General features: G+C 65.8%; 22 protein-coding genes. 14 read left to right on the top strand and 8 right to left on the bottom strand.

Annotated features, from left to right (window positions below):
• Positions 1-16: 16 nt before the first annotated feature.
• Together ntrC and glnL are read right to left on the bottom strand one after the other, a co-directional pair.
• The gene (ntrC, locus tag MIN45_RS02135) at positions 17-1,432 is read right to left on the bottom strand and encodes a nitrogen regulation protein NR(I) (protein WP_286293088.1); all 1,416 of its coding nucleotides are present in this window, start codon (positions 1,430-1,432) and stop codon (positions 17-19) included.
• Positions 1,422-2,489 (bottom strand): nitrogen regulation protein NR(II), encoded by a 1,068-nt coding sequence (glnL, locus tag MIN45_RS02130; RefSeq protein ID WP_286293087.1) that lies wholly within the window; start codon positions 2,487-2,489, stop codon positions 1,422-1,424. Before glnL ends, ntrC begins: the two co-directional genes overlap by 11 nt.
• A 191-nt stretch (positions 2,490-2,680) precedes the next feature.
• Here glnL and glnK point away from each other — a divergent pair, with 191 nt between their 5' ends.
• The 3 genes from glnK (at position 2,681) to MIN45_RS02115 (ending at position 5,681) form a co-directional block, all read left to right on the top strand.
• Positions 2,681-3,019 carry a P-II family nitrogen regulator gene (glnK, locus tag MIN45_RS02125; protein WP_286294099.1) on the top strand — a complete coding sequence of 113 codons (339 nt, stop codon included), beginning with the start codon at positions 2,681-2,683 and terminating at the stop codon, positions 3,017-3,019.
• 48 nt (positions 3,020-3,067) lie between these two features.
• Positions 3,068-4,318 carry an ammonium transporter gene (locus MIN45_RS02120; protein ID WP_286293086.1) on the top strand — a complete coding sequence of 417 codons (1,251 nt, stop codon included), beginning with the start codon at positions 3,068-3,070 and terminating at the stop codon, positions 4,316-4,318.
• An 82-nt stretch (positions 4,319-4,400) separates the two neighbouring features.
• A complete protein-coding gene (locus MIN45_RS02115) occupies positions 4,401-5,681 on the top strand; it encodes a porin (protein WP_286293085.1) in 1,281 nt (426 codons plus the stop codon).
• Between the two features lie 71 nt (positions 5,682-5,752).
• Here the strand turns inward: MIN45_RS02115 and MIN45_RS02110 are convergent, their stop codons facing one another.
• Positions 5,753-6,379 (bottom strand): TRAP transporter TatT component family protein, encoded by a 627-nt coding sequence (locus tag MIN45_RS02110; RefSeq protein WP_286293084.1) that lies wholly within the window; start codon positions 6,377-6,379, stop codon positions 5,753-5,755.
• 171 nt (positions 6,380-6,550) lie between these two features.
• Between MIN45_RS02110 and MIN45_RS02105 the strand changes: the two genes are divergently transcribed.
• Positions 6,551-7,510, top strand: coding sequence for a helix-turn-helix transcriptional regulator (locus tag MIN45_RS02105; protein WP_286293083.1), 960 nt, complete (start codon positions 6,551-6,553; stop codon positions 7,508-7,510).
• Positions 7,507-8,526: a sensor domain-containing diguanylate cyclase gene (locus tag MIN45_RS02100; protein ID WP_286293082.1), complete on the top strand. Its 1,020-nt coding sequence runs from the start codon at positions 7,507-7,509 to the stop codon at positions 8,524-8,526. The genes MIN45_RS02105 and MIN45_RS02100 overlap by 4 nt, the downstream gene beginning before the upstream one ends.
• Before the next feature lie 55 nt (positions 8,527-8,581).
• Here the strand turns inward: MIN45_RS02100 and glnA are convergent, their stop codons facing one another.
• From glnA to MIN45_RS02075, 5 genes are all read right to left on the bottom strand, one after another.
• Entirely contained in the window at positions 8,582-9,991 is a 1,410-nt protein-coding gene (gene glnA, locus MIN45_RS02095; protein ID WP_286293081.1) for a glutamate--ammonia ligase, read from the bottom strand.
• A 103-nt stretch (positions 9,992-10,094) separates the two neighbouring features.
• Positions 10,095-11,294, bottom strand: coding sequence for a cation diffusion facilitator family transporter (locus MIN45_RS02090; protein ID WP_286293080.1), 1,200 nt, complete (start codon positions 11,292-11,294; stop codon positions 10,095-10,097).
• Positions 11,295-11,595: 301 nt separating this feature from the next.
• Positions 11,596-11,826 carry a sulfurtransferase TusA family protein gene (locus tag MIN45_RS02085; protein WP_286293079.1) on the bottom strand — a complete coding sequence of 77 codons (231 nt, stop codon included), beginning with the start codon at positions 11,824-11,826 and terminating at the stop codon, positions 11,596-11,598.
• Positions 11,823-12,866 carry a tRNA (5-methylaminomethyl-2-thiouridylate)-methyltransferase gene (locus MIN45_RS02080; RefSeq protein WP_286293078.1) on the bottom strand — a complete coding sequence of 348 codons (1,044 nt, stop codon included), beginning with the start codon at positions 12,864-12,866 and terminating at the stop codon, positions 11,823-11,825. Before MIN45_RS02080 ends, MIN45_RS02085 begins: the two co-directional genes overlap by 4 nt.
• A 44-nt stretch (positions 12,867-12,910) precedes the next feature.
• Positions 12,911-14,455 carry a gamma-glutamyltransferase family protein gene (locus MIN45_RS02075; protein WP_286293077.1) on the bottom strand — a complete coding sequence of 515 codons (1,545 nt, stop codon included), beginning with the start codon at positions 14,453-14,455 and terminating at the stop codon, positions 12,911-12,913.
• Positions 14,456-14,610: 155 nt separating this feature from the next.
• Here MIN45_RS02075 and MIN45_RS02070 point away from each other — a divergent pair, with 155 nt between their 5' ends.
• The 9 genes from MIN45_RS02070 (at position 14,611) to mraY (ending at position 23,469) form a co-directional block, all read left to right on the top strand.
• A complete protein-coding gene (locus MIN45_RS02070) occupies positions 14,611-15,459 on the top strand; it encodes an SPOR domain-containing protein (RefSeq protein ID WP_286293076.1) in 849 nt (282 codons plus the stop codon).
• Positions 15,444-16,037 carry a CPBP family intramembrane glutamic endopeptidase gene (locus tag MIN45_RS02065; RefSeq protein WP_286293075.1) on the top strand — a complete coding sequence of 198 codons (594 nt, stop codon included), beginning with the start codon at positions 15,444-15,446 and terminating at the stop codon, positions 16,035-16,037. The genes MIN45_RS02070 and MIN45_RS02065 overlap by 16 nt, the downstream gene beginning before the upstream one ends.
• Positions 16,038-16,239: 202 nt before the next feature.
• Positions 16,240-16,698, top strand: a complete 459-nt coding sequence (gene mraZ, locus MIN45_RS02060) for a division/cell wall cluster transcriptional repressor MraZ (RefSeq protein ID WP_286293074.1) — start codon at positions 16,240-16,242, stop codon at positions 16,696-16,698.
• 11 nt (positions 16,699-16,709) lie between these two features.
• Positions 16,710-17,630 (top strand): 16S rRNA (cytosine(1402)-N(4))-methyltransferase RsmH, encoded by a 921-nt coding sequence (rsmH, locus tag MIN45_RS02055; protein ID WP_286293072.1) that lies wholly within the window; start codon positions 16,710-16,712, stop codon positions 17,628-17,630.
• Positions 17,627-17,902, top strand: coding sequence for a cell division protein FtsL (gene ftsL, locus MIN45_RS02050; RefSeq protein WP_286293071.1), 276 nt, complete (start codon positions 17,627-17,629; stop codon positions 17,900-17,902). Before rsmH ends, ftsL begins: the two co-directional genes overlap by 4 nt.
• Positions 17,899-19,614, top strand: a complete 1,716-nt coding sequence (locus tag MIN45_RS02045) for a peptidoglycan D,D-transpeptidase FtsI family protein (RefSeq protein ID WP_286293069.1) — start codon at positions 17,899-17,901, stop codon at positions 19,612-19,614. The genes ftsL and MIN45_RS02045 overlap by 4 nt, the downstream gene beginning before the upstream one ends.
• Positions 19,614-21,053 (top strand): UDP-N-acetylmuramoyl-L-alanyl-D-glutamate--2,6-diaminopimelate ligase, encoded by a 1,440-nt coding sequence (locus MIN45_RS02040; RefSeq protein ID WP_286293067.1) that lies wholly within the window; start codon positions 19,614-19,616, stop codon positions 21,051-21,053. Before MIN45_RS02045 ends, MIN45_RS02040 begins: the two co-directional genes overlap by 1 nt.
• Entirely contained in the window at positions 21,044-22,393 is a 1,350-nt protein-coding gene (locus MIN45_RS02035; protein WP_286293066.1) for a UDP-N-acetylmuramoyl-tripeptide--D-alanyl-D-alanine ligase, read from the top strand. The genes MIN45_RS02040 and MIN45_RS02035 overlap by 10 nt, the downstream gene beginning before the upstream one ends.
• Positions 22,393-23,469: a phospho-N-acetylmuramoyl-pentapeptide-transferase gene (gene mraY / locus MIN45_RS02030; RefSeq protein WP_286293065.1), complete on the top strand. Its 1,077-nt coding sequence runs from the start codon at positions 22,393-22,395 to the stop codon at positions 23,467-23,469. Before MIN45_RS02035 ends, mraY begins: the two co-directional genes overlap by 1 nt.
• The last annotated feature ends 4 nt before the right edge of the window (positions 23,470-23,473 follow it).

The following is a 23,473-nucleotide window of genomic DNA, read 5'->3' as shown; positions in this document are numbered from 1 at the left end:
GGACGGATGCACCCATTCAGGCATCGCTTGTTTCGTCCAGCCCCAGTTCGTTGATTTTCCGGGTCAGGGTGTTGCGGCCGTAGCCGAGGAGCCGGGCGGCGTCCTGGCGGCGCCCGCGGGTATGGTGCAGGGCGGTGCGGATGAGGATGCGTTCCGCTTCGGCGATCGCTTCCTTGGCGATGTTGGGGTGCCCCTCGGCCAGCGCCTGCTCGGTCCAGCAGGCCAATGCCTCGGTCCAGCGGTCGGTGGTGGGCGCAGTTTCGGCGGCGGGTTCTGCGGGCCGGCGCAGTTCCGGCGGCAGGTCCTCCATGTGGACTACGTTGCCCGGCGCCATCACGGTCAGCCAGCGGCACAGGTTTTCCAGCTGACGCACGTTGCCGGGCCAGTCCAGCCGGCTCAGGAAGGTTTCCACGTCCGGGCGCAGGGTTTTGGGTTCGGTCTGCAGTTCCGTGGCCGCGCGCTTGAGGAAATGGTGCAGCAGGGCGGGGATGTCCTCGCGGCGCTGCCGCAGGGGCGGCAGGGGGATGCGGATGACGTTGAGGCGGTGGTAAAGGTCTTCGCGGAAGCGTCCCTCGGCGACCAGGGTCTCCAGATTCTGATGGGTGGCGGCGATGATGCGCACGTCCACCTTGCGGGGGGTGTGGGCCCCGAGAGGATAGAATTCCCCTTCGGCCAGGACGCGCAGCAGGCGGGTCTGCAGCTCGGCGGGCATGTCGCCGATTTCGTCGAGGAACAGGGTGCCGCCGTGGGCCTGTTCGAAGCGGCCGCTGCGGCGCTGGTCGGCGCCGGTGAAGGCGCCCTTCTCATGGCCGAACAGTTCCGATTCCAGCAGATCCTTGGGGATGGCCGCCATGTTGAGGGCGATGAACGGTCCGCCGGCGCGGGGACTGTGACGGTGCAGCGCCCGCGCCACCAGCTCCTTGCCGGTGCCGGATTCGCCGGTGATCAGTACGGTGACCGGCGAGCGCGCCAGCCGGCCGATTGCGCGGAAGACGGCCTGCATCGCGGGCGCGGCGCCGATGATTTCCGGGGCGTCGGCCTCCGGCGGTGGGGAGGTTTCTCCGAGGCCGGGTTCCTGACAGGCGCGCCGGACCACCTGCACCATCTCGTCGAGGTCGAAAGGCTTGGGCAGGTATTCGAAGGCCCCGCCGTGGAGGGCGGCGACGGCGCTGTCGAGATCGGAATGGGCGGTCATGACGATGACCGGCAGTTGCGGGTGGCGCTGCCGGATCTGCCGCAGCAGCGTCAGGCCGTCCGTGCCCGGCATGCGGATGTCGGTCAGCAGGACGTCGGGGCGGGTGTGGCGCAGCAGGCGTTCGGGCTCCGAGGCCTCGGCAAAGAGGCAGACCCGGAAGCCTGCCTTGCTCAGGGCTTTTTCCAGTACCCAACGGATCGACTGATCGTCGTCGATGATCCAGATTTCACGGCTCACGGGAGGAATCCTCCAGGGGCAGATAGACGGAAAAACAGGTATCGCCAGGGCGGGATCGGTATTCGATCAGGCCGCCATGGCGGGTGACTAGGGTCTGGGCGATCGACAACCCCAGGCCGGTGCCCTCCGCCTTACCGGTGATCATGGGATAGAAGATCCGCTCGCCCAATTCGGCGGGGATGCCGGGGCCGTTGTCGGCAATGTCGACGCGCAGCACCAGGCGGTGCATCCGGCCGCGGATGGTCAGGCGGTGTTCGATGCGGGTCCGCAGTCTGACTTCCCCTTCGCCTGCCACGGCCTGGGCGGCGTTGCGGACGAGGTTCAGAAACACCTGGATGAGCTGGTCGAAGTCCCCTTCCAGGCGGGGCAGGCTGGGATCGTAGTCGCAGTGGAACGCCAACGCCGGATATTCGGCCGCCAGCAGCTGGCGGACCCGCTCCAATACCTGATGGATGTTGAGGGGCTGTTTCCGGGGTGGCCGGTGGGGGGCCAGCAGGCGGTCGATCAGGGCGCCGAGGCGGTCGGCCTCCTGGAGGATGACGTCGGTGTATTCGCGCAGCTGGGGAGTGTCCAGTTCCTGGGCGAGGAGCTGGGCGGCGCCCCGCAGGCCGCCGAGCGGATTCTTGATCTCGTGGGCGAGCCCCCGCAGCAGTTGGTTGACGGCGGCCTGCTGGTGTTGGGCCTGGTGGTCGCGGGAAAGGTGGCTGTAATTTTCCACCGGTTCGATCTCGACGATGGCGGCCGCGACCGTGTCCCCTTCGAACACGGGGGTGATGGCGCAATGCACCATCCGGGTGCGTTCCCCCAGCTGGAGCGGCAGCTGGCGTTCGACCAGCGGCGCACCGGTCTGGAGGGTCGTGCCCAGGTTCCGGGCAAGATGCTGTCCCAGGGCGCCGAACAGGGCGGTGGCCGGTTGGCCGAGCGCCTTGACGGCGCTGGTGTCGAGCAGCATTTCCCCGGCCGGGTTGAGGAAGCGCAGCCGCAGCCCGCGGTCGAACAGCAGCACCGCATTGGCGAGGTTGTCCAGAATCTGGCGATAAAGGTTTTCCTGGTTCATATGAAAATAAGAAGCAAAGGCAATGCCTATATTTTTCAGCATAACGGGGCGGACGGAAGGTCCGCATGCACCGGATCGGTGCATGCGGGCGCGCCGGGAGGGTGGCGGCGCACGCGCAACGTGACCGTTTTTCTATGGCACGATAGCTGCTTGACCTGGATTGTCTGTCAATCCTGGAGCGAGGTGTGATGATGAAGCTGGTCACGGCTGTGATTAAACCATTCAAACTGGATGACGTGCGGGAAGCTTTGTCGGAGGTCGGGATCGCCGGTTTGACGGTGACCGAGGTCAAGGGTTTCGGGCGCCAGAAAGGGCATACCGAATTGTACCGGGGGGCCGAGTACGTGGTGGATTTTCTGCCCAAGGTCAAAATTGAGGTGGCCGTCGCCGACGAGCGGCTGGAGGCGGTGCTGGAGGCGATCCAGCAGGCGGCCCGCACCGGAAGGATCGGGGACGGCAAGATCTTCGTCACGCCGCTGGAGGAGGTCGTCCGCATCCGAACCGGGGAAACCGGGGCGGATGCGTTGTAAGGGGCGAGCGGCGTACTCGTATAAAGCATCAAACATCAGGAGAAGAAAATGGAGAAAGTGATAGAAGTCAGCTACGCGCTCGATACGTTTTATTTTCTGGTCATGGGGGCGCTGGTCATGTGGATGGCCGCCGGCTTCGCCATGCTCGAGGCCGGGCTGGTGCGGGCCAAGAACACGGTTGAGATCCTGACCAAGAACGTGGCCCTCTATGCCATCGCCTGCATCATGTACCTGCTGATCGGCTACAAGCTCATGTATCCCGATGCGGCGGTCAATTCGGTCTGGCCCGGCATCGGTTTTCTGATCGGCGAGGACCACACCCTCGACGAAGTGCTCAAGAGCAATGGCGAGGTCTACTATTCGGTGATGGCCGACTTCTTCTTCCAGGTCGTCTTCGTCGCCACCGCCATGTCCATCGTCTCGGGAGCGGTGGCCGAGCGCATGAAGCTCGGCGCCTTCCTGCTGTTCGCCGTGGTGATGACCGGTTTCATCTATCCGCTGCAGGGCTACTGGAAGTGGGGCGGCGGTTTTCTGGACGAACTCGGTTTCCTGGATTTCGCCGGTTCCGGGGTGGTGCATCTGTGCGGGGCGACCGCGGCTCTGGCGGGGGTGTTGCTGCTGGGACCGCGCCGCGGCAAGTACGGTCCTGAAGGTGAGATCCACCCCATTCCGGGGTGCAACCTGCCCCTGGCGGCCCTGGGGACCTTCATTCTATGGCTGGGCTGGTTCGGTTTCAACGGCGGTTCGGAGCTGAAGGTTTCCAACGTCGAGGAGGCCAACGCCGTGGCCCGGGTGATCGTCAACACCAACATGGCGGCTGCCGGCGGCGCCGTGGCGGCGCTGCTGACCGATCGGCTTCTGTTTGGCAAGGTGGACCTGACCATGATGCTCAACGGCGCCCTGGCCGGGCTGGTGGCGATCACCGCCGAACCGCTCACGCCCGCTCCGCTGCTGGCGACGATCGTCGGCGCCGTCGGTGGCGTCATCGTGGTGTTCTCGATCATGGGGTTCGACAAGCTGCGCATCGACGATCCGGTCGGGGCGCTGTCGGTGCACGGCGTGGTTGGCATCTGGGGGCTGCTGGCGGTGTGCCTGTCCAATCCCGATGCCAAGCTGAGTGCCCAGCTGATCGGCATCGTGACCATCTTCGCCTGGGTTTTCGCCGCCAGCTTCATCTTCTGGTATGTGCTCAAGCTGACCGTCGGCATCCGTCTCAGTCCCGAAGACGAATACAACGGCGCCGACTACGCCGAGTGCGGTATGGAGGCCTATCCAGAATTCACCGGCAGCGGACGTTGAGTTTTGGGCATTCGGCTGGTATTCTTATTTGCCAAAAAGCAACATAAAGTTGTAAAAACTCAACAATCGAGAGGATCAAGCGATGAACAAACCTGTCTTCAAGCCTACCGTTCTGGCCATCGCCCTGGCTGCCGCCACCGGCGCCGGCGCCCATGAACTGACGGAAGGTGTCATTCCGGAGCGGATTCACAGCGCCGACGGTGTGGTCGAGGCCCTGACCGGCTACGACATCAATGAAACCCAGTTCATGAAATCGCTGGGACTGCGTGCCGGCGGCTGGATCAACTTCGGCTATACCCACAACTTCGAAGATCCGCGCAACGATCTCAACGATCCGGTCACCTTCAACTATCGTTACGACCACGTGATGCTGAATCAGATCAACCTGTTCGTCGAACGCGCGGTCAGCACCGACGGCGGTTGGGACCTCGGTGGCCGGGTGGACTTCATGTACGGCACCGACTCACCTTTCACCCAGGCGCTCGGTCTGGAAATTTCCGACGCCGGCAAGCAGAAATGGGTCGGGAACACCGATGCGATGCACAATCTCAACAAGATGGCCCTGCCGCAGGCTTATCTGGAAGTGTACGCGCCGGTGCTGAACGGCATCACCGCCAAACTGGGGCACTTCTACACCATCATTGGCAATGAGGTGGTCACCGCGCCGGACAACTTCTTCTATTCCCACGCCTATACCATGCAGTACGGCGAACCCTTCACCCACACCGGGGCACTGTTCTCCATGCCGCTCATCAACAATCTGAGCATCACCGTCGGTGCGGTCAACGGCTGGGACAGCTTCACCGCCGATATCGACGATGCCTGGAATTTCATCGGCGGCCTGAACTGGGACAACGGCGTCGAGGGGGCGGGTGCCCTGTCGGTGGCCCTGACGGCGATCACCGGGACCGTGGCCGGTTACCACGACAATCTGGACGATCAGGATCGTTCCCTCTATAGCATCGTGTTGAACTACGATGTCACCGACGCGCTGCACTTCACCCTGCAGCACGACCACGGTTGGGAAGACCTGCCGGGTACCGATGACGACGCCCATTGGTATGGCGTCAACGGCTATCTGACCTATGACGTCAACGACATGTTCTCGCTCGGCACCCGCATGGAGTGGTTCCGGGACGAGGGCGGAATGCGCGTCTCCAGCCTCTATGGTGGTCAGGGAGTACGGCCCGGAAAATCCGCCAACTTCTACGAAATGACTTTCGGGGTCAACTTCAAGCCCACCCACTGGGCCAAGATCCGCCCCGAAGTCCGCTACGACTGGGCGGAAAACACCAAGCCCTTTGATGATGGCAGCCAGGACGACCAGCTGCTGTTCGCCGTGGATGCGGTGGTGATGTTCTGAATCTCCGCTGCGCGGCGGAGAAAGACGACGGCGCGGAATCTGACGGTTCCGCGCCGTTTTCGTATCTGGGTTCAGCTGCGGGATGCGAGCAGCCGGCCCAGCTTTTGGGCGGCTTTGCGTTTCAGGCGCTGTGCGAGATAGGGCTGGTCGGGATCGCCGGAAAGCTGGAGTACCTTTTCGAAATGGGCCCGGGCGGCTGCGGTCTCGCCGCGGTCGTGAAGATAGCGGGCGTAGTAGTAATGGGTTTCGATGCCGTCCGGATTCAGCGCCAGGGCCTTGCGGAAATAGATTTCCGCCTTGTGGCGGTCGCCGAAGGACAGCGGCCAGCCCGGGAGCTTGTAATACAGGCAGGCCAGGGTCAGATAAGCCGCTCCGTCGAGGGCCCGGGGGTCGAGGGCGATGGCCTGCTCCAGCAGCTTGCGGGTCTGCTTCAGTTGCCCGAGAACGGACAGGTTCGGGGACAGGCTCGCGCGGCTGACGGTGACGATCGCTTCCCAGATGAGAAGATCGGCCTGATCCGGCTGTCGTTGGCGCAGGGCGCGGATTTCCGCCAGCAGGCGGGTCAGGCCGGCCTCACGCCGGGCCTTGGGCCAGTGGTAGGTGATTTCGTCCCAGCGGGCCCCAATACGGTCGGCCGAAACCGCGAACGCCTGGAAGGGGACGGCCAACAGCAGGACCAACAGTGCGGTACGGAGCATGGAGACAGGTTTCATTGTTGCTCCAAAACAATTGTTTTTGCATCGAAGCAACAGATTATAAGGAATTTTGCCGAATGAAGACAGGTGACAATGGGAATGGGTCGTTTTAACCCATTGTGAGAAGATGGGACGGATGCCAAGAATGTTTTCCGAAAGTCGCGAGTGTTTTTCATGGATGCAGCCATCAATCAGCAGATCCAGTCGATCTATGGCCTCGTCGAGACGGTTCCGCTAGGGCGTTTCAAGACGGCGGCATTCGCCTGCGTCAGTCAGGTGTTGCCCTTCAACGCTGGGTTGTGGATCGAGGGGGAAGCGGAAACCCGGATGCCGCATTCGGCCCATTTTCACAATCTGCCTGCGGATGTTTTGGAGCACTATTATCCCTATGCCGAGGATGACCGGCTTTACGAGGCCATCGTCGCGAATCCCGGGCGCACGTATCTGATGAGCGACCTTCATTCCCTGGAGGAGTTGCTGCAGTTGCGCATCTACCGGGAATTCGGTCGTCATTACGGAGTCGTCCATGCCGCCGCCACGGCACTGGTCCATAAGGACCTGGGGCTGTACTCCTTCATCGCCTTCTATCGTGACCGGCATGACCCGCCCTTCACCGAGCGGGACCGACAGATCAAACAGACGCTGACGCCGCATCTGCTGACCGCTTACCGGCTGAAGCTGTTTCAGGCCCTTCTGGCCGAGGAAACCGGCAGCGACAACCAGAGCGTCACCGCCGTGATGGACCGTCAGGGAATCATCCATCACGCATCTCTCGCCCTGGCGCCGTTCCTGCGGGAGGTGTGGCCGGGGTGGCAAGGCCCCCACGTGCCGGAGGCGGTGCTGCAGGCTGTCGCTGCGGGACGCAAAAGTTTCTTCATCGATCACCTGTACTTCGATGCCTCCACGTTGCCGAACGATCTGATTTTCCTGCGGGGGCGGCGCATGAACCATCTTGACGTGCTGAGCGTGTCGGAGAGCCGGGTGGCGTTCCTCCTCAGCCAGGGCTGGACTTACAAAGAGGTAGGGCGGGACCTGGGCATTTCGCCCTCCACGGTCACCAACCACGTCAACCACATTTATCGCAAGCTCGACATCCACTCCAAAAGCGAGTTGCGGAGGTTTTTCCGCTTATGAGCGATACCACCGGCCTCATCGCCTTCTATCGGATGCGCCTGGAAATACAGAAAGCGCTGTCGCGGTTTCGCAGTGAAACTGAACTGTGGCAGCAGATCTGCGATGCGGCGGTGGCAACCGGGGAAATCCAGCTGGCCTGGATCGGCCTGCGGCGGCGGTCGCGGCTGAAGCCGGTGGCGGCGGCCGCCCGACCGGCTTCTCTGCTGACTCAGGCCTGGCCGTGTCCCGACATCGGGATGCCGGTGTTGGCAAGCCGGGCGGTGACGACCGGCACGCCCCAGTGGCACGGGCCGGGGGACGCTCTTCCGCCCCGGGCGGCGGTGGCGGGATTTTCCTCCGCTTGCGCGCTGCCGCTGACCCTCGAGAGGGAGTTGTACGGCGTGATGGAGTTCTATGCCCGGGCGGCGGACTTCTTCACCCCGGAAAGGCAGGCCCTGCTGGCGGATCTGCCGGAGGAGGTGGAAGCAGCGCTGGCGCGCAGGGCGGATCTGCAACGGCGCAACTGCCGGCTGCGGCGGATCGCGGCGCTGGCCTACCGCGACCCTTTGACCGGCCTGCCCAACCGCCGGTATCTGGAAGTCTATCTGCCCCGGGTCCTGGCCAAGGCGCGGCGCAAATCCCGCCCGCTGGCACTGTTCATGATGGATCTGGACGGTTTCAAGGGGATCAACGACCGTTTCGGCCATATCGCCGGGGACCGGTTGCTGATACAGGTCGCCGCCGTGCTGCGGCACCGGCTGCGGCGGGGGGATCTGCTGGTGCGCCTCGGAGGGGACGAGTTCGTCGCCGTCGTCGGCAGCATACCGTCGCCCGAAGACGATGCACGGCTTGCGGCCGATCTGATCGAGACGGTGGCCGAGGCGGTGCCGCCGGAGCAGCATGTGGGATTGAGTATCGGGATCGCCCGTTATCCCGAGCACGGTGCCGATGCCGCCGGGTTGCTGCGGCGTGCCGACCAGGCCCTGTACCGGGCCAAGGCGGACGGGCGGCGCTGCTGGCGGCTTTGCGAGGGCTGAAACGAAGACACCCCGCCACGTGGCGGGGTGTCCGGTTCCGGTGCTGGTTTTAGCCTTACAGGCTGTAGTACATGTCGAACTCGACCGGATGGGTGCTCATCCGCAGGCGGGTGACTTCCTCCATCTTCAGTTCGATGTAGGCATCGATCATGTCGTCGGTGAAGACGCCGCCGGCCTTCAGGAAATCCCGGTCCTCGTCCAGCGCCTTGAGGGCCTCGTCGAAGGAGAAGCACACCTTGGGGATGTTGGCTTCCTCTTCCGGCGGCAGGTCGTAGAGGTTCTTGTCCATGGCATCGCCGGGATGGATCTTGTTGAGGATGCCGTCTAGGCCGGCCATCAGCATGGCGGAGAAGGCCAGGTACGGGTTGGCGGTGGAGTCGGGGAAGCGCACCTCGATGCGGCGGGCCTTGGGATTGGCGATGAAGGGCACGCGGATGGAGGCGGAACGGTTACGGGCCGAGTAGGCCAGCATTACCGGTGCTTCGAAGCCCGGCACCAGACGCTTGTAGCTGTTGGTGGAGGCGTTGGTGAAGGCGTTGATGGCGCGGGCGTGCTTGAGGATGCCGCCGATGTAGTAGAGAGCGGTTTCCGAAAGACCCCCGTACAGGTCGCCGGTGAACAGGTTCTTTCCGTCCTTGGCCAGGGACTGATGCACGTGCATGCCGTTGCCGTTGTCGCCCACCAGGGGCTTGGGCATGAAGGTGGCGGTCTTGCCAAAGGCATGGGCCACGTTCATCACCACGTACTTGAGGATCAGCACCTCGTCGGCCTTCTTCACCAGGGTGTTGCAAGCGACGCCGATCTCGCACTGGCCCGCGGTGGCCACTTCGTGGTGGTGCACTTCGGTCTTGAGGCCGATTTCCTCCAGAGTTTCGCACATGGCCGAGCGCACGTCCTGGAGCTGATCCACCGGCGGCACCGGGAAATAGCCGCCCTTGGGGCCGGGACGGTGACCGATGTTGCCGCCTTCGTAGACCTTTTCGGTGTTCCAGCTGGCTTCCTCGGAATCCACTTCGTAGAAGCAGCGGTGGATATCGGCGCCCCAGCGTACGTCGTCGAAGATGAAGAATTCGTTTTCCGGGCCGAACAGGGCGGTGTCGGCGATGCCGGTGGACTTCATGTAGGCTTCGGCGCGCTTGGCCACCGACCGGGGGCAGCGTTCGTAGCCTTCGCCGGTGCTGGGCTCGACGATGTCGCAGCGCAGCACCAGGGTGGGGGATTCGAAGAAGGGATCCTCGAAGGCGGTGTCGGGATCGGGCATCAGGATCATGTCCGATTCCTGGATTCCCTTCCAGCCGGCGATGGACGAACCGTCGAACATCTTGCCGTTTTCGAAGAAGTCTTCGTCGATGGTGTGGGCCGGAACCGTGACGTGCTGTTCCTTGCCTTTGGTGTCGGCGAAGCGCAGATCGACGAACTCGATTTCTTTTTCTTTGATGATTTCGAATACCTTGTCCACGGACATTGGGTTACCTCGTTGGAATGAAAAGACAACAAAAGGTGTCTTTAGCAGACACCATACCAGTTAAAGCATACGCTGGCGGCCGGCCTGGAAAAAACCGTCTCGCTCAGTTGCACACAAACGGTGCATCATGCACCGTATTGGTGCGGCCAGGCGGTTCGGCCGTGAAATGGACCTGAACCGAACCGATAAAGTTAAAGGGTTTGACCGCCGCGCGCAATTCCGCCGCGATCTTTTGTGGGTCGGCACCCTTCTGGATCAGTTGCACCGGCAGATGGATCTCCACGTGAACCTTGCCGCCGAGATAGTGCAGCTGGATGCGTTGGATCCGGTCGGCATAGGGCAGATGACGCCAGGCCCGGCACAGGCGCTCGACCACCTCGCGCCGCAGGGGCAGCCTCATGGCAGGCTGGTCGATATCGCGTTCGGCGTCGATGTGGACGGTCACGTCGGTGATGTCCTCGAATTCCTGCAGCAGGCGGTCGCGCACCTTGTCGGCGATGGCGTGGCCCTCGGAGACGGAGATGTTCGGTGGTACCTGGATGTGGACGTCCACCAGGGCCTCGCCGCCCATCTGCCGGGTCCGCAGCGAGTGCAGGGAGCGCACCCCTTCGGTGTCGCGGATGGCCGCCTCGATGGCCTTGACCTTGTGGGCGGGCAGGGCGGTGTCCACCAGTTCGCGGGTGCTTTCGATCACCAGGCCGAAACCGATCTTGGCGATCAGCAGGCCGACGACGATGGCGGCCACCGCGTCGGCGAAGTGATAGCCGTACAGTACGCCCGCCACCCCGGCCAGAACCACCACCGAAGAGATGGCGTCGGAGCGGTGGTGCCAGGCGTTGGCCTGGAGCAGGCGCGAGCGGGTCTTGAGGGCCACGTGGCGGGTATAGTGGTACAGGGCTTCCTTGGCCAGGATCGACACCGCCGCCGCCGCCAGGGCCCAGATGTTGGGATGCCACAGGGGGGCTTCCCCCTGGAGCCGCTGGGCCGCGTCCCACACCACCCCGCCGGCGACGCCAATGAGCGCCAGCCCCAGCAGCACCGTGGCGATGGTTTCGAAGCGGGCGTGACCGTAAGGGTGGGATTCGTCGGCCGCCTGGCCGGCGATACGCAGGGTCGCCAGCACCAGGACGTCGGTCAGCAGATCGGAGAGGGAATGGATGCCGTCGGCGATCAGTGCCTGGGAGCGGCCATAGAAACCGGCGGCGATCTTGCCGATTCCGAGCAGCAGGTTGACCAGCGCTCCCACCAGGGTGACCCGGCGTTTGGCGCGGGACTGCTGTTGGCGCAGGTCGGTGGTGTTCATGATGTACTACCGGCGTCTGATCGGGGCCGGGAGCCGGTCTTCAGGGTGTACGCGGCCTGGATGGCCGCGTTCAAGCGTCCAGGGATGGATCCACAGCGTCCCTGAAGACCGGCTCCCGGCCCCGACGAGCTGGCATACTTCCCCATGTCAATCTGGACGGTTCGGGATGGGGAGGGTGGCATCGGAGGACGGACCACGGGGACGCGGTGAACCCTTCCCTGGGCGCTCGATACGCGGCCGTCCAGGCCGCGTACGCCCCGCGGTCCATCCTCCGATGCCGTGCTTGAAGCCGACAATCGCTTCATTGTTCTCCCACGATCAGGACGATCCTATATTCGTCCCTGCCCTTCTCGGTCTTCACGACCCGGTGGCCGTGGACCCGGCACCAGGCGGGAATGTCGTGAAGGACGCCGGGATCGGTGCCGATCACCTCCACTTCGGTTCCCGGGGGAAAATCCCGGACCGCCTCCTGGAGGCGGATCACCGGCAGCGGGCACAAAAGCCCCCTGGCATCGATGCTTTCCCGGCTCACAACACCCACTCCGGTGGAATTTCGTGGGGCTTGAGGGGGGCTGCGGTGAATTCCTTTTCCTCTCCGCCGGGCATGACCGCCTTGACCGTCACCTGATCGGCGTTGCGCCCCTGGCTGTAGCGGGCCACGATCCGGGCCGCCAGTTCCAGGTCCTCGTCGCTGGGTTGGCCGTCGATCAGGGTCAGGGGGCCGGAATGGCTGGTGGGGAACAGGTGGACGAAGCGGTTTTTGTACCCTTGCAGGAAGCGGCCCTCCCCCTCCTCGCGGGCGACGATGAGCTTGAAGTGAGGGCGGGGGCGGAGGTGGCGTCCCACCTTCAGCAGCATGATGTCGTCCAGTTCGTAATCGCGCCGGCCGCGGGCCTGCCACAGATCGGCGAGCTTGCGCGAATAGTTCTCGTCGGTGAGGAAGCAGCAGCCGCCGGCGGGCTGGGCGTAATCCACCAGACCGAACTTCCTGGCCAGCGCCATCTGCGGCTTGCGGGTCCGACCGGAGAAATCGTAGAGCTTTTCCCGGTCCACCCAGCCTTCCCGCTCCGGCTTGGTGGGCGGCAGATTCTTGGCGCACAGGGGGCGCAGCAGCAGGTCGCCGACCCCAGATTCGCGCGCCACCACCGGCATGGTGTCCTTGCGCTGGGATTTGGGACGCTGGCCGACCACCTCGCCGGTGATGATGAAGTCGAAGCCGTTTTCCCGCATCCACTGATAAGCCTTGCCGACCATGAAGATCTTGCAGTCGAGGCAGGGATTGAGATTGGCGCCGTAGCCGTGCTTGGGGTTGATCAGCACATCCTTGTATTCCTCGATGATGTCGATGATGTGAAGCTTGATTCCCAACTGCTCGGCCACCCACAGCGCGTTGTTGCGCTTGGGTTTTTTCTGATCGCGCTTGCGGATCGCGTGGGTGTGGCCCTCGACGCAGAATCCGGTGAAGAAATTGATGCCCTCCACGTGGATTCCCTGTTCCATGATCACCCGGGCGGCGAGCATGGAATCGAGGCCACCGGAAATGAGGGCGACTGCCTTGCGTGGTTGGCTCATGTGCAGGTTATGTCCTTAAAGTTCAGGAATTCTATCACGCCTGCTCATACCCGGCGGCACACGCCGCCGCGGCGCGGATCGCCGGTCCCTTCGAATTCTTCGGGGCCGCGGGCGACCGCATGGACGCCGCCGAAGAACAGGTTGGGGGCTGGCCAGGCTTTGACTGCGTAGTTGGACGCCAGCCGGGCCACGGCGGTTTCCTCGAAACCCGGTTCCAGGTTGACGACGCCCTCCTCCAGATGCAGGCGTGGGGCGGCGACCGCTTCCGCCAGAGGCATCCGGAAGTCGATCAGGTTGACCAGCACCTGCAGGATCGCGGTCCTGAGCCGGTTGGAGCCACCCGAGCCGAGGGCCACGGTGCACCCGGGCAGGCGTGCCAGGGAGGGGGCCATCATCGAGGTCATGCGGGTGTCGCACGGCCACTGGAAGAAACCGTGGGGGTTGAGGTCGGCCTCACCGAGCATGTTGTTGAGCATGATGCCGGTGCCCGGGATCAGCCAGCCGCAGCCTTCCCCGTTGCTGGTGGTGAGGCTGGCACAGTTGCCTTCCGCATCCATGACGCTGATGTGGGTGGTGCCGCGGCGACAGAGGGGATGATGGGCCAGCTGGTCCAGGTAACGGGTCAGGACCGTTGGTGCCAGCAGCGCTGGCCTGCGTCCCGGACGGGTGTCGTCCAGGTCGAGGTCGCGGCGGACCTGCCGGGTCAGATCCTGAACCGCGGTCAGCAGACCGGCATGTTCCGGACCGCCGAAGCGCAGGGCGTGCAAATCGAAATGAGACAGCAATTCGAGGGAGAAGGCGATGAGGATGCCACCGGAGCTGGGCGGGGGGTTGGTGAGGATTTCGGCGTCGCGGTAACGCAGCCACAGGGGCCGGCGTTCGATGACGGGATAGGTCTCCAGATCGGCCCGGGTCAACAGCCCGCCTTCGGCACACAGCGCGGCGACGGCGGCGGCGATCTCGCCCTCGTAGAACAGCACTTCCCCCTCGCGGGCCAGCGCCTCGATGGTGTCGGCCAGGCGTGGTTGGCGCAACCGTTCCCCTGCCTGCACCAGCCTGTCCGGATGCTTCGGGCTTCGGTAGGTGGCGAAGGTTTCCGACTGGGCCCGGTAGATGGGGGAGACGATGTCGAAGATGTAGGCCTGGAAGTCATTGACCACGACCCCGTGGCGCGCCAGATCGATGGCCGGACGTGCCACCTCCGTCATCGGCAGCCGGCCCAAGCGCCGCTGGATCTGCCACAGTCCCCGGACCACGCCCGGGGTGGCGATGGCACCGCGGCCGATGTGAAATTCCTGGCGGGTGGTGCCGAAATCGGCGTGGATGGGGAAGAATTCGACCTCCTCCGGCGGGCGTTTGCGCCCCGGGGTCTGGACGAAGAAATCGAACAATCTGGTCTGATGGCCGTCGTGACTGAGCAGATAGCCGCCGCCGCCGAGGGAGGCCAGTACCGGCTCGACAACGCAGGCGGCCAGGTGGGCAGCCACCACCGCGTCGAAGGCGTTGCCGCCGGTGGCGAGGATCTCGGTCGCCGCCGCGGCGGTGTCGGGATGGCCGGCGGCGACGATGCCTTTGGGTAACGTGGACATAGCGTGGGCAAAAAGCTCATTATACAAGCCCGGCGGCCGTTGCCTGCACCCCTCTCGACGCTTGCCGGCGGGCTTCGGGCGCAATCGGGGGCGAGGTTTTGGGACGGTCGCGGTTGTGTTATGTTTGCGCCAGATAGCGGACAGGAGAGGGCAGCATGAGCGACGACAGTGAAGACATTCGCGCCGATTTCGATGAACGTCTGCGCCAGGTGACGCGCAAGCGTCAGGAACGGCAGGCGGCGGAAGGCGACGACTGGGAGCCGGAGGACGACAGCCTGAGCCTCTCCTCCCAGCGTCCGGGAAAGGCCGGGGATGACGTGTTCACCGCCCGGCGCCCGCCGCCTTCGGCCGGTGGCGGCGACGACAGGCTGCTGTGGGTCGCGGTCGGTCTGGGCGGCGCCGCGCTGGTGCTGGTGCTGATTCTCTGGGTGTTGCTGCTGCGTCAGGGCGACCGGGTCGAACAGCTGCAGGAATCGGTCGCCCTACTGGAGGAGCAGGTGGAAGCCCCGGTGACCGACGAGGCGGCCTTGCGCTCCGAGATCGCCCAGTTGAACGCCCGTCTCGACGAACTGGCCCGGCAAAGCCAGACGCCTGCGGCGGTCGACGAGAGCGCGCTGGCGGATCTCAAGGCGCGGGTAGCGAAGCTGGAAACCGGGTTGCAGGAGCTTTCCCCACGCCTCGAGCAACTGGAAGGATCCCTGAAAGCCGCGAAAGCAGGTCGCCAACAGGTTGCAGCGGCGGCCAAGCCGCACCCGGCCGCGAAGAAGCCTGCCGCCGGCTGGTACGTGGTGATCGCCTCCCTGGGCGACCGTCAGGCGGCGGAGAAGCTGCGCCAGCGTTACCTCGACAAGGGTGTCAGGGCGGAAATCCATGCGGTCACGATCAAGGGCAAACGCTGGTATCGGCTGCGGGTCGGCCCGTTCCCGAGCCAGCAGGCGGCCAAACGCGAGGCCGCTCACCTGAAACGAACCCTGAAGCTGGAATCGGCATGGCTGAGCCGTTGAGCAAAGGCCGTTTCCTGGCCCTCGCCACCGTGTTCGAAGGCGGGCTGTTGGTGGTGGCGTTGCTGCTGGGCTGGTGGCTCGACCGCAATCCTTTGGCGGGCCTGCGCTGGCAGGGAAGGGCGTTGAGCCTGGGGCTGCTGGGCACGCTGCCGCTGCTGGTGTTCTTCGGCGTCGCCTACCGGCTGGAAATCCCCCAGATGGAGCGCATCAAGCGGATGTTGCTGGAGACCCTGGGACCGCTGCTGGCTCGGTGCCGCTGGCATGAGCTGGCCTACGTGGCGGCCCTGGCGGGAATCTGTGAGGAGGCGCTGTTCCGGGGGGTGCTGCAGCCCTGGTTCGAATCCCGGTGGGGGCCGTGGCCGGCCCTGCTGCTCAGCAACGTGCTGTTCGGGCTGGCGCATTCGGTGACGCTGCTTTACACCGTTCTGGCGATGCTGACCGGCATCTATCTCGGCTGGCTGTTGCAGGTGAGTGACGGCAACCTGCTGGTGCCGGTCCTGGTGCATTCCCTCTACGATTTCGCCGCGTTCCTGGTGGTGGTTCTGGGGTATCGGCAGCAGCACGTAGCTGCGGACTGAGAGCCCGGTCGCAAAAAACGAACGCCACCGGTCCGGGAGCCTGAAGCTGCCACCGGGCGGCTGAGATTTCCCGTAGAGAGGCCGTTTTCCGGCCCTGCAGCTATCGTGATTTTCCCGATCTTTGTCGCTTTTCGGTCATGCTTGACGAAAGGTGAGCGGCTTCTTTATAGTGCCCACAACGCGTGGGGAATTGTGCAGGCCAGTGGGGAATCCGTTCCGCGGCATCCATATCCTGAATCTGGACAGCAAAGGCCGGGTGGCGATTCCGGCCTGCCACCGGGCGGAGCTCGGTGACGTGCGTCTGGTGGCCACCATCGCCATCGACAACCGTTGTTTGTGGCTGTACCCCTGGCGCCAGTGGCAGGCGCTGGAGCGTCAGCTGTTGGCGTTGCCCAGCCTGAACCGCCGTTCCCGGCGTCTGCAGCGCCTGCTGATCGGGCATGCCCAGGAGGGGGAGCTGGATGGCCAGGGACGTTTCCTGTTGTCCACGCCGCTGCGTAAATACGCCAATCTGACCAAGAGCGTGGCCCTGGTCGGCGTGGGCGCCAAGTTCGAGATCTGGGACGAGGAAGCCTGGGACGTGCGCCGCAATGTGTGGATGGAAGAAGAGAGCCTGGAAGATCTGGCCGCTTCCCCCGATTTGAATGACTTGCAACTTTGACGATGGATGCGATGGTACACCTGCCGGTCATGCTCGAGGCCGCCCTGGGCGGGTTGGCGCTCGTGCCTGGCGGCGTCTATCTCGACTGCACCTTCGGCCGGGGGGGGCACAGTCGGGCGATGCTTGAACGGCTGGGACCCGAAGGGCGCCTTGTCGCCCTCGACAAAGACCCGGACGCCGTCGCTTCCGCCGAGGCGGAACGGCTGCGCCGGGACCCCCGTTTCACCCTGGTGCAGGCGGATTTCCGCGACCTCGGCGCGGTGGTGCGGGAGGCCGGCCTCTGCGGCCGCGTGGCCGGCATGTTGCTGGATCTGGGCGTGTCGTCCCCGCAGCTGGACACCGCCGCCCGCGGCTTCGCCTTCCTGCAGGAAGGGCCGCTGGACATGCGCATGAACCCCACCGTGGGGCTTTCGGCCGCCGAGTGGCTGGCGCAGGCCGACGAGCGCGAGCTGGCCGACGTCATCCATCGCTACGGCGAGGAACGCTACGCCCGCCGCATCGCCCGCGCCATCGTCAGGGCGAGGGTGGAAGCGCCGCTTCGGACCACCCGCCAGCTGGCGGAGTTGGTCGAGCGCGCCGTCCCGCGGCGGGAGCGCCACAAGCATCCGGCGACCCGGACCTTCCAGGCGATCCGCATCCACGTCAACCGCGAGCTGGAGGCGCTGGAGGCGGCCCTCGCCCAGTCCCTGGAAGTGCTGGCGCCCGGCGGCCGGCTGGTCGTCATCGCCTTCCATTCCCTCGAGGACCGCATCGTCAAGCGCTTCATCCGCCGCCATTCCCGTCCGGCACCGCTGCCCCGCAAGCTGCCGGTGGCGGTTTCCGAACCTGACCTGCCGCTGCGGGATCTGGGCAAGCGTCGTCCGGACGCCCTGGAAATCGCCCGCAACCCGCGGGCCCGAAGCGCCGTTCTGCGCGTCGCCGAACGTCGATGAAGCTGGCCTTATTGACAGGGATTCTGGGGTTGGCGGTGATCGTATCGGCGATAGGGGTAGTTTACGGCAAGTACCGCAGCCGCATGCTGTTCAATGAAATCCAGCGCCTGACCCGCCGCCTCGACGCCCTGGCGGTGGAGCGGGAGCAGTTGTTGCTGGAGGAGCACGTCTGGGCCGATCCGGCCCGCATCGAACACCTGGCGCAGCAGCGTCTCGACATGGTGGCGCCGGAAGCGGACGCCATCGTCTATCTGACGGTGCCGAGACGATGAGCGCCCGGGCCGCCCAAATCCTGGTCGCTCCCTGGCGCCGCTACCTGCTGCTGGGCACCTTCGGCCTGGCGCTGGCCGGCCTTCTGGCGCGGGCCTTCTACATCCAGGTGTGGGCGCGGGATTTCTACCGCCGCTACGGCGACCGCCAGCAGATCCGCACCGCGGTTCTGCCGGCCCACCGCGGGCGGCTGCTGGACCGCCAAGGGGTGCCGCTGGCGCTCAGCGCCCCGGTCAAGGCGGTGTGCATCAATCCGCGTCGCTTCCACGCCGAACCCGGTCAGCTGCACCGGCTCGCCCGGTTGTTGGGGATGCGGCCGCAGGATTTGGAAGACAAGATCGAGACCCACCGTCGGCAAGCGTTCCTCTACCTCAAACGCCAGCTGGCCCCGGCGCTGGCGGAACGGGTTCTGGCCCTCGATCTCGACGGTCTGTTCCTGCGTCCTGAATTCCGGCGTTACTATCCGGCCGCCGAGGTGACGGCCCATCTGCTGGGCTTCACCGACATCGACCAGCACGGTCAGGAGGGACTGGAACGCCGCTTCGACACCCAGCTGACCGGCATGGCGGGGCGGGTGCGGGTCATCCGTGACCGCAAGGGGCGGTTGATCGAGGCGGTGGAGAGCCTGCAGGCGCCGCGGCCGGGACATGACGTCCGCCTGAGCATCGACCGGCGGTTGCAGTACTGGGCCTATTTGGAACTGAAGCGCGCCGTGGCTCGTCACCACGCCAAGGCGGGCATGCTGGTTCTGCTCGATGCCAGGACCGGCGAGGTGCTGGCGCTGGCCAACCAGCCCACCTTCAACCCGAATCTGCGCGACGGCCGCCGCCGCGCCGCTTGGCGCAACCGGGCGGTCACCGACGTGTTCGAGCCCGGCTCCACCCTCAAACCCTTCGCCATGGCCTGCGCCCTGCGCGAAGGGGTCGCCCGCATCGGCGAGCGCATCGACACCGCTCCGGGCTGGCTGCGGGTGGGGCGTCATGTGGTGCGCGACCACCACCGTCACGACGTCCTCGATCTGACCGGCATTCTGGTCAAGTCCAGCAACGTCGGCATTACCCAGGTGGCTCTGCGTCTGTCGCCCGGCCGCTTCACCGCGTGCCTGCGCGATTTCGGCTTCGGCGAATCCTGCGGCATCGAATTTCCCGGCGAGGCGGGTGGTTTCGTGCCGGTGGCCCGCGGTCTAGGGCGCTTCGAACAAGCCACCCTGGCGTTCGGCTACGGCCTCAACGTCTCCACCTTGCAACTGGCGCGCGCCTACACGGCGCTGGCCGACGACGGCGTGCTCCATTCCCTCACCCTGCTGCCCCGCACCACGGATCCGCAGGCGTGCCGGGTTCTACCCGCCGGAACAGCGCGGCAGGTGCGCCGCATGCTCGAAGGGGTGGTGACCCCGCAGGGGACCGCCCGCCGGGCCCGGGTGCCCGGCTACCGGGTCGCCGGCAAGACCGGGACCGCCAAGGTGGCCGTTCCCGGCGGTTACGCCAAGGACCGCTACCGCGCTCTGTTCGTTGGCATGGCCCCGGCCAGCGCTCCCAGGCTGGTGCTGGCGGTGGTGATCGAGGAACCCCGGGGCAAGGAATATTACGGCGGCCAAGTGGCAGCGCCGGTGTTCTCCCGGGTGATGGGGCTGGCGCTGCGCCTGCTCGGCATTCCTCCGGACGAGGTTCCGGCGGCGCCGCCGCTGCTGGCGCGCGCGGGAGGACGACTCTGATGCGGCTGCGCGACTGGCTGCCCGACGTCGCCGGGCCGGACGTCGAGATCACCGGGTTGGCGGAACACGTCGCCGAGGTACGGCCCGGTGACGCCTTCATCGCCCTGCCGGGACGGCGGCGTCATGGGCTGGATTTCGCCGCCGAGGCTGCGGCAAACGGGGCGGTGGTGGTGCTCCACGAACCCGGCGACGCCGTGCCGCCGCTTCCGATCCCAGCGGTGGCGGTGGCCGGGCTCGGCCGCCGCATCAAAGCGCTGGCGGCCCGCTTCTACGGCCATCCCAGCCGGGGGATGGAGATCATCGGCGTCACCGGCACCAACGGCAAGACTTCCTGCAGTTTCTATCTGGCCCAGGTGCTCGGCGGGGCGGTGATGGGCACCCTGGGCTGGGGCCGGCCCGGAAGCCTGCATCCCACCGCCCACACCACCGCCCCGGCGATCGCCACCCAGCGCCGCTTGGCGGCGCTGCGGGACGCCGGCGTGACCACAGTGGCGATGGAGGTTTCCTCCCACGCCCTCGATCAGGGCCGGGTGGCGGAGGTGGCCTTCGATGCGGCGGTGTGGACCAACCTCAGCCGCGACCATCTCGACTATCACGGCGACCTCCGGCGCTATGCCGCCGCCAAACGCCGCCTGCTGGCATGGCCGGGATTGCAGGCGGCGGTCATCAATCTCGACGATCCCGTCTGGCCGGCGATGCGGGAAGCGTGTGAGGGAAAGGTCGTCGGTTATGCCTGGCGCACCCGGCCGGCGGTGGAGTTTCCCGTGGTCGAGGCCCGGCAGGTCCGTTTCGCTCCCGAGGGAATCGAATTCGAAGCGGTCTTCCAGGGAGCGTCGCATCCGGCCCAGGTAGGGCTGCTGGGGGAAGGCAACCTGGAGAACGCGCTGGCGGTGCTGGCGCTGCTGCTGGCGCAGGGATGGCCGCTGCCCCGGGCCGTCGCAGCCCTGGGGCGGCTTGCGCCGGTGCCGGGGCGGATGGAACGATTCCGGGCCCCGGGCCGTCCCCTGGTGGTGGTGGACTACGCCCACACCCCGGCGGCGCTGGAGATGGCGCTGACCAGTCTGCGGCGCCACTGCCGTGGGCGGTTGTGGGTAGTGTTCGGCTGCGGGGGCGACCGCGACCGCGGCAAGCGGCCGCTGATGGGGCGCATCGCCGAGCGTCTGGCCGACGAGGTGATCCTCACCGACGACAATCCGCGCACCGAGGACGGCGCGGCGATCGTCGCCGCCATCGCCGCCGGCATGGCGCGTCCACCCCGCATCGTTCGCGACCGGGGGGAGGCCATCGACCGGGCCCTGGCCGAAGCCGGCGAGGGCGATGTGGTGCTGGTGGCCGGCAAGGGCCACGAAACCTGGCAGGAAATCGCTGGCCGCCGCCTGCCCTTCAGCGACCGCGAATGGATTCAGAACCGTTTGGCAGAGGAGGCGACATGCGTTTGAGCGAAGTGGCCCCAGTGCTCGGGGGACGGCTTTTGGGAGAGGATGCGGGCTTCGAAGGTGTCGGCACCGACACCCGTCGGCCGCTGCGCGGGGCTTTGTACGTCGCCCTGCGGGGCGGGCGTTTCGACGGCCACGACTTTCTCCCTCAGGCGGCCGCCGCCGGGGCCTCCGCCGCCCTGGTCTCCCGGCCGGTGGACTGTGGATTGCCGCAGCTGCAGGTGCCCGACACCCGCATGGCTTTGGGGCAGTTGGCGCGCCACTGGCGCCGCCGCATCTTCCAAGGGCGGGTGATCGGGGTCACCGGCAGCAACGGCAAGACCACGGTAAAGGAAATGATCGCCGCCGCCTTGGGCGGGGAACCAGCGGTGCTCAAAACCCACGGAAACCTCAACAACGACATCGGCGTGCCCCTGACCCTGCTGCGGCTGACGGCGGCGCAGTGCCATGCGGTGGTGGAGATGGGGGCCAACCATCCCGGTGAGATCGGTTACTGCGCCGGCCTGGCGGAACCCGACGTCGGCGTCATCACCCAGGCAGCGCCGGCCCATCTGGCGGGTTTCGGTTCCCTCGAAGGGGTCGCCCGCACCAAGGGGGAGCTGCTGACCGCGCTGCCGTCCGATGGGACTGCGGTGCTCAACGCCGACGATTCCTTCTTCGAGCTGTGGCGGCGCCTGAGCGGAGGGCGGCGGGTTCTCAGCTTCGGCTTCGGCAAGGCCGACGTCCGCGCTGTCGAGGTGGCGCCGCTGGCGTTCGCCGCCGGCCGCTTTCACAACCGCTTCGAGGTCGAGGCACTGGGACAGCGCTTCTCCCTGGATCTGGCGTTGGCCGGACGCCACAATGTCGCCAACGCGCTGGCCGCGATCGCCGCCGCCCTGGCGGCCGGAGGCGATCCGGAAGCCATCCGCGTCGGTCTGGAAGGCTTGCGCCCGGTGCCTGGCCGCCTGCGGCCGTTGCCCGCCCGGGAGGGCGCTTGGCTGCTCGACGACTGCTACAACGCCAATCCGGTTTCCTTCGCTGCCGGTTTGGAAACCCTGACGGCGCTGGGTGGGGAACCGTGGGTGGTCCTCGGCGCTTTCGGCGAGCTGGGACCGGAAAGCGCCTATTGGCATCGCCAGGCGGGGCGGCTGGCGCGCCGCCACCGGGTCGCCTATCTGCTCGCCGTAGGAGAGGACGCCAAGGCAGCGGTGGCCAGCTTCGGCGGCGGGGGGCAGTGGTTTTCCTCCCGTGATGCGCTGATCGAGGCGGCGCTCAAACATCTGCACAGCGGCGCCCGGATTCTGGTCAAGGGTTCCCGCAGCCAGGGATTGGAACACGTGGTCCGCGCGCTGGAGGCCGCCTGATGCTGTACGACCTGACCCAATGGCTGAGCGACTGGTACGGACCGTTCCGGGTCTTCCAATATCTGACCCTGCGGGCCATCGTGGCGGTGCTGACGGCGCTGATCCTGTCCTTCCTCATCGGCCCGTCATTGATCCGCCGCCTGGGGCGCTACGGTCAGCCGGTCCGCGACGACGGCCCTCAGAGTCATCTGAGCAAGGCCGGCACGCCCACCATGGGGGGGCTGCTGATCCTGATCGCGGTCACCGTGACCACGTTGTTGTGGGCCGATCTCGCCAACCGCTTCGTCTGGGTGGTGCTGGGGGTGACCCTGGCCTACGGGGTCATCGGTTTTGTCGACGACTACAGGAAGCTGGTGCTGGGCAACAGCAAGGGGATCTCGGCACGCCAGAAGCTGTTCTGGCAGACGGTGGTGGCGCTGGCGGCGGCGGTTTTCCTCTATCGCAGCGCCCAGGTGCCGGCGGAATGGACCTACATCGTGCCTTTCTTCAAGGACATCCGTTTGGATCTGGGTTGGGGATACGTGCCGATCACCTGCCTGGTGGTGGTCGGCACCAGCAATGCGGTCAACCTCACCGACGGTCTCGACGGCCTGGCCATCCTGCCCACGGTGCTGGTGGGCGGGGCCCTGGGGGTGTTCGCTTACGTTTCCGGCCACAGCCATTTCGCCGACTATCTGGCAGTGCCGTACATACCGGGGGTCGGTGAGCTGGTGGTTTTCTGCGGCGCCCTGGTGGGGGCGGGGTTGGGGTTTCTGTGGTTCAACGCCTATCCGGCCCAGGTGTTCATGGGCGATATCGGTGCCCTGGCCCTGGGAGCGGCGCTGGGCATCCTGGCGGTGCTGGTGCGTCAGGAAATCGTGCTCATGATCATGGGCGGGGTGTTCGTGATGGAGACGGTGTCGGTCATCCTCCAGGTGGCTTCCTTCAAGCTCACCGGACGGCGCATCTTCCGCATGGCGCCGCTGCATCATCATTTCGAACTCAAGGGCTGGCCCGAGCCCAAGGTGATCGTGCGCTTCTGGATCATCACCGTGATCCTGGTGCTGATCGGACTGGCAACGCTGAAACTGAGGTGAGCCG

Origin of the sequence: Methylomarinovum tepidoasis, from assembly GCF_030294985.1 — a bacterium.
Taxonomy (GTDB): Bacteria; Pseudomonadota; Gammaproteobacteria; order Methylococcales; family Methylothermaceae; genus Methylohalobius; species Methylohalobius tepidoasis.
Note: the sequence above shows the minus strand (reverse complement) of the source record. Positions and strands in the feature narration are given on the sequence as shown.